The organism is Cedecea sp. B1(4) (assembly GCF_059414925.1).
Genome location: NZ_JCAHMZ010000020.1, coordinates 1 through 4,544, shown reverse-complemented (window position 1 = coordinate 4,544; position 4,544 = coordinate 1). Strand labels below are relative to the sequence as shown.

The 4,544-nt window shown below is 48.2% G+C and carries 4 protein-coding genes, 4 tRNA genes and 2 rRNA genes; 9 read left to right on the top strand and 1 reads right to left on the bottom strand.

Annotated elements, in window-relative coordinates; translation table 11 throughout:
* From ACR6JA_RS21945 to birA, 4 genes are all read left to right on the top strand, one after another.
* A 23S ribosomal RNA gene (locus ACR6JA_RS21945) occupies window positions 1-113 on the top strand; the annotation flags it as partial.
* Window positions 114-211: 98 nt separating this feature from the next.
* Window positions 212-327: ribosomal RNA gene (gene rrf, locus ACR6JA_RS21940) — 5S ribosomal RNA — on the top strand.
* Between the two features lie 130 nt (window positions 328-457).
* Window positions 458-1,486 carry a UDP-N-acetylmuramate dehydrogenase gene (murB, locus tag ACR6JA_RS21935; RefSeq protein WP_213717070.1) on the top strand — a complete coding sequence of 343 codons (1,029 nt, stop codon included), beginning with the start codon at window positions 458-460 and terminating at the stop codon, window positions 1,484-1,486.
* Entirely contained in the window at window positions 1,483-2,445 is a 963-nt protein-coding gene (gene birA / locus ACR6JA_RS21930; protein WP_213717072.1) for a bifunctional biotin--[acetyl-CoA-carboxylase] ligase/biotin operon repressor BirA, read from the top strand. The genes murB and birA overlap by 4 nt, the downstream gene beginning before the upstream one ends.
* 27 nt (window positions 2,446-2,472) lie before the next feature.
* Here birA and coaA read toward each other — a convergent pair whose 3' ends face one another.
* A complete protein-coding gene (coaA, locus tag ACR6JA_RS21925; protein ID WP_034808670.1) occupies window positions 2,473-3,426 on the bottom strand; it encodes a type I pantothenate kinase in 954 nt (317 codons plus the stop codon).
* A 453-nt stretch (window positions 3,427-3,879) separates the two neighbouring features.
* Here coaA and ACR6JA_RS21920 point away from each other — a divergent pair.
* From ACR6JA_RS21920 to ACR6JA_RS21900, 5 genes are all read left to right on the top strand, one after another.
* Window positions 3,880-3,955, top strand: a tRNA-Thr gene (locus ACR6JA_RS21920).
* Window positions 3,956-3,967: 12 nt separating this feature from the next.
* A tRNA-Tyr gene (locus tag ACR6JA_RS21915) sits at window positions 3,968-4,052 on the top strand.
* 117 nt (window positions 4,053-4,169) lie between these two features.
* Window positions 4,170-4,244 (top strand) — tRNA-Gly (locus ACR6JA_RS21910).
* 9 nt (window positions 4,245-4,253) lie between these two features.
* A tRNA-Thr gene (locus ACR6JA_RS21905) sits at window positions 4,254-4,329 on the top strand.
* A 112-nt stretch (window positions 4,330-4,441) separates the two neighbouring features.
* Window positions 4,442-4,544, top strand: a 103-nt coding sequence (locus ACR6JA_RS21900; protein WP_029364778.1) for a GTP-binding protein, incomplete at its 3' end; no start/stop codon positions are given.

The window sequence follows — 4,544 nt, the reverse complement described above, 5'->3', positions numbered from 1 at the left end:
ACCCTTTAAGGGTCCTGAAGGAACGTTGAAGTCTTCGACGTTGATAGGCTGGATGTGTAAGCGTAGCGATACGTTGAGCTAACCAGTACTAATGATCCGTGAGGCTTAACCTTACAACACCGAAGGTGTTTTAGAGACGAAAGATTTTCAGCTTAGTTCAGGATTAGATTGATGGTTTTGCGTGAGCATGACGGTCAATAAACAGAATTTGCCTGGCGGCCGTAGCGCGGTGGTCCCACCTGACCCCATGCCGAACTCAGAAGTGAAACGCCGTAGCGCCGATGGTAGTGTGGGGTCTCCCCATGCGAGAGTAGGGAACTGCCAGGCATCAAATAAAAGCGAAAGGCTCAGTCGAAAGACTGGGCCTTTTTGCTGTGCGCGTTCTACTGAGACAGGCAAGCCAATCCCAACAGGATCGGGTAAACTAGTTGAGTTGATATTCCGGAAAATGGCTGACATGAACTCCTCTCTTAAACCCTTCAATACCTTCGGCATTCAGGCAACTGCGGCACATATTGTTATCGCTGAATCTGTACAACAGCTTACTGAAGCATGGGCAGAATCGACGCAGGCTCACCAGCCAGTCCTCATTCTGGGGGAAGGTAGTAACGTTCTTTTCCTCGAAAACTTCGAAGGCATGGTCATTATCAATCGTATTAAAGGGATTGAAATTGCTGAGACGGATGATGCCTGGTTGCTCCATGTCGGTGCTGGTGAAAACTGGCATCACCTCGTGGAATATACTCTCCAACAAGGCATGCCAGGTCTGGAAAACCTTGCTCTGATACCGGGCTGTGCTGGCTCATCGCCCATTCAAAACATTGGTGCATATGGTGTTGAAATTAAACAGGTATGTAACTATGTCGATTGCGTTGAGCTAAGTAATGGCCAGGCATTGCGTTTAACAAACGCAGAATGCCGCTTTGGCTACCGGGACAGCATCTTTAAACATGACTACCAGGACCGCTTTGCAATCGTAGCCGTTGGCTATCGCTTGCCTAAAGCCTGGAGGCCGGTTCTCAGCTACGGCGACCTGAGTAAACTGGATCCTTCGACTGTTACACCCCAGCAGGTTTTTGAAAGCGTCTGCAATATGAGGAGCTCGAAGCTGCCCGATCCAAAAGTGAATGGTAATGCCGGCAGTTTCTTCAAAAACCCCGTTATTAGCGCGGAACAGGCAGAAAAACTGATTTCTTGCGGCGCGAACGTCCCCCATTACCCTCAGCCAGACGGCAGCGTTAAACTTGCAGCAGGTTGGCTGATCGATCAATGTCAGTTGAAGGGATACCGCATTGGTGGAGCCGCGATTCATCGGCAACAGGCTTTGGTCATCATTAACGAAGAAAATGCCAGCAGCGCAGATATTGTTGCCCTTGCACACTACGTACGCCAACAGGTTGGTGAAAAGTTTGATGTCTGGCTTGAACCAGAAGTTCGCTTTATGGCGAGCAAAGGGGAAGTCAGTGCCGTGGAGACTATCGCGTGAAAGACAATCGGGTTCCGTTAACGTTAATCAGTATTCTGGCAGACGGTGAGTTTCATTCAGGTGAGCAACTGGGTGAGCAGTTAGGGATGAGTCGTGCGGCTATTAATAAGCATGTACAGACTCTGCGAGACTGGGGTATTGATGTATTCACCGTGCCGGGGAAAGGATATAGTTTGCCGGAGCCTATCCAATTACTGGATGAAGGCTTTATTACGTCACAAATAGCTAACGGGAGCGTGGCTGTCCTTCCGGTGATTGATTCGACCAACCAGTATCTGCTTAATCGCCTCAATTCCCTTCAGTCTGGTGATTCCTGCATAGCCGAATATCAGCAGGCCGGGCGTGGAAGGCGAGGCCGTCAGTGGTTCTCGCCCTTTGGAGCAAATCTCTATTTGTCCATGTACTGGCGTCTGGAACAGGGGCCAGCTGCGGCAATTGGACTCAGTCTGGTTATTGGCATTGTGATGGCGGAAGTATTACAACGTCTTGGCGCTGAAGACGTCAGGGTAAAATGGCCAAACGACCTCTATCTGAACGACCGCAAGCTCGCCGGTATTTTGGTTGAACTCACCGGGAAAACGGGGGATGCCGCGCAAATCGTTATCGGTGCTGGGATTAATCTTGCGATGCGTAATGTTGCTACAGATGTGATTAATCAGGGATGGATCAACCTCCAGGAAGCTGGCATCCGTATTGACAGGAATACGCTAGCGGTCACTCTAATCCAGGAGTTACGTACGGCACTACAGCTGTTTGAGCAGGAAAGTTTATTACCGTTCCTGCCTCGTTGGGAAAAACTGGATAACTTTATCAATCGACCGGTAAAACTCATTATTGGGGAACGAGAGGTCCATGGAATATCTCGAGGCATTAATGAGCAGGGTGGATTATTGTTGGAGCAAGACGGAGTAATAAAAGCTTGGGTTGGCGGTGAGATTTCTCTGCGCGGCGCAAATTAAAGAGAGGGGGAATCCCCCCTCATCTTATTATTTTCTCAGTTTGACACAATCAACGGCATGATTAGCACTTTTTGTCATGATCAAGCTTGCGCGATCGCGTGTTGGCAATATGTTTTGTTTTAAATTCAATAAATTAATTTCATTCCATAGCTGCGTTGCAATATTTATGGCTTCATCTTTAGAGAGCTTTGCATAGCTGTGGAAATAAGAGTTTGGATCGGTGAATGCACCTTCACGGAATTTTAAGAACCGATTTATATACCAATTCTGTAATAGCTCTTCCGGCGCATCTACATATATAGAAAAATCTACGAAGTCAGAAACAAATACATGATGTGGATCGTGGGGATAATCCATTCCGCTTTGCAGAACGTTTAACCCTTCCAGAATCAAGATATCCGGCTGGGCAACGGTCTTATCGCCGTCGGGGATCACGTCGTACACTAAATGTGAGTACACCGGCGCCGTCACGTTGGTTGCACCAGATTTGATGTCAGAGACAAATTTCACCAGACGATGCATATCATAGGATTGCGGGAAGCCTTTCTTCTTCATCAAATTGCGCTCTTTAAGCACTTTATTTGGATGAAGGAAGCCGTCGGTGGTAATCAGTTCAACCTGACGGTGCTCAGGCCAACGGCTGAGTAGGGCCTGCAGCACACGCGCTGTCGTGCTCTTTCCGACAGCTACACTTCCCGCAATACTGATGATGTAGGGAATACGTTGGCCATTGGTGCCAAGGAACTGCTCGAGTACCGCCTGGCGCCGCAGGTTTGAACTGATATAGAAATTGAGCAGACGAGACAGCGGTAGGTAAATCTCCGCCACCTCTTCCAGGGAGAGGTCTTCGTTAATGCCTTTTAACCGGGCTATTTCCCCTTCGGTTAACGTCATGGGAACAGAGTCGCGCAATGCTGCCCATTGGCTTCGGTCAAATTGTAGATAAGGGGTTGTTGCCAACATTTGCTCTTTATTACTCATAAGCATGCTTCTGCCTGTAATTCAGGACAAAATTTACGCGCTACATTCTCGAACGCAAGTAATCAGATCTTGTGTATAAAAAGTATGCCGCGTATTTAACTTTTCAACAGTGGGCAGGAGGGTAACACCTGAATGAAGAGAACGATAAGAAAAAATCAACAACAGTGATGTATTACGGCGGATACATCACGTTGCGCTTACAGTGAAAGAAGGGGCTGCGAGCCATTTTAGAGGGGCAGTCTCATTTCTGATGATTATTATTTGTGATTCAGGCATCGTCAGGCACCTTTTTCCAGGAAAAAAGGATGCCGGGAACGATGAAAATTTGCTCTCGATTGGTGCTTTAGCCGCCATATTCTCGAGATCTAGCACAAAATGTGAGCGGTAGTGCATTTTATGCGATTTTTTTGTTGCATGCGCGGCGCTCTCTTCCTAGAATGCGCGCTACTTGATGCCGGCTTAGCTCAGTAGGTAGAGCAACTGACTTGTAATCAGTAGGTCACCAGTTCGATTCCGGTAGCCGGCACCATCAAGTACCCCAGGTGGGGTTCCCGAGCGGCCAAAGGGAGCAGACTGTAAATCTGCCGTCATCGACTTCGAAGGTTCGAATCCTTCCCCCACCACCATATTCGGCAACGCATTGCGAAGCCCGGTGCGATAAACGAACAGTTTGTCGACCCGAATACTGAGAGGCCTTCTCTCATATTCACTACAGAAAGATTCAGGTAGCCGAGTTCCAGGATGCGGGCATCGTATAATGGCTATTACCTCAGCCTTCCAAGCTGATGATGTGGGTTCGATTCCCACTGCCCGCTCCAACAAGATGTGCTGATATAGCTCAGTTGGTAGAGCGCACCCTTGGTAAGGGTGAGGTCGGCAGTTCGAATCTGCCTATCAGCACCACTTCTTTATCTCCTCCCTGTTTCTCTTCTGTTAATGCATTCAGCTAATTCAGGCATATGCCTGGTTGATGTGGTGATATCACCGATTTATCCGTGTCTTAGAGGGACAATCGATGTCTAAAGAAAAGTTTGAACGTACAAAACCGCACGTTAACGTCGGTACTATCGGCCACGTTGACCATGGTAAAACAACGCTGACCGCTGCAATCACTACCG

Bases quoted from the DNA above. Each gene is read 5' to 3' on its own strand.
- murB (WP_213717070.1), top strand. From the start codon at position 458: ATGAACTCCTCTCTTAAACCCTTCAATACCTTCGGCATTCAGGCAACT.
- coaA (WP_034808670.1), bottom strand. From the start codon at position 3,426: ATGAGTAATAAAGAGCAAATGTTGGCAACAACCCCTTATCTACAATTT.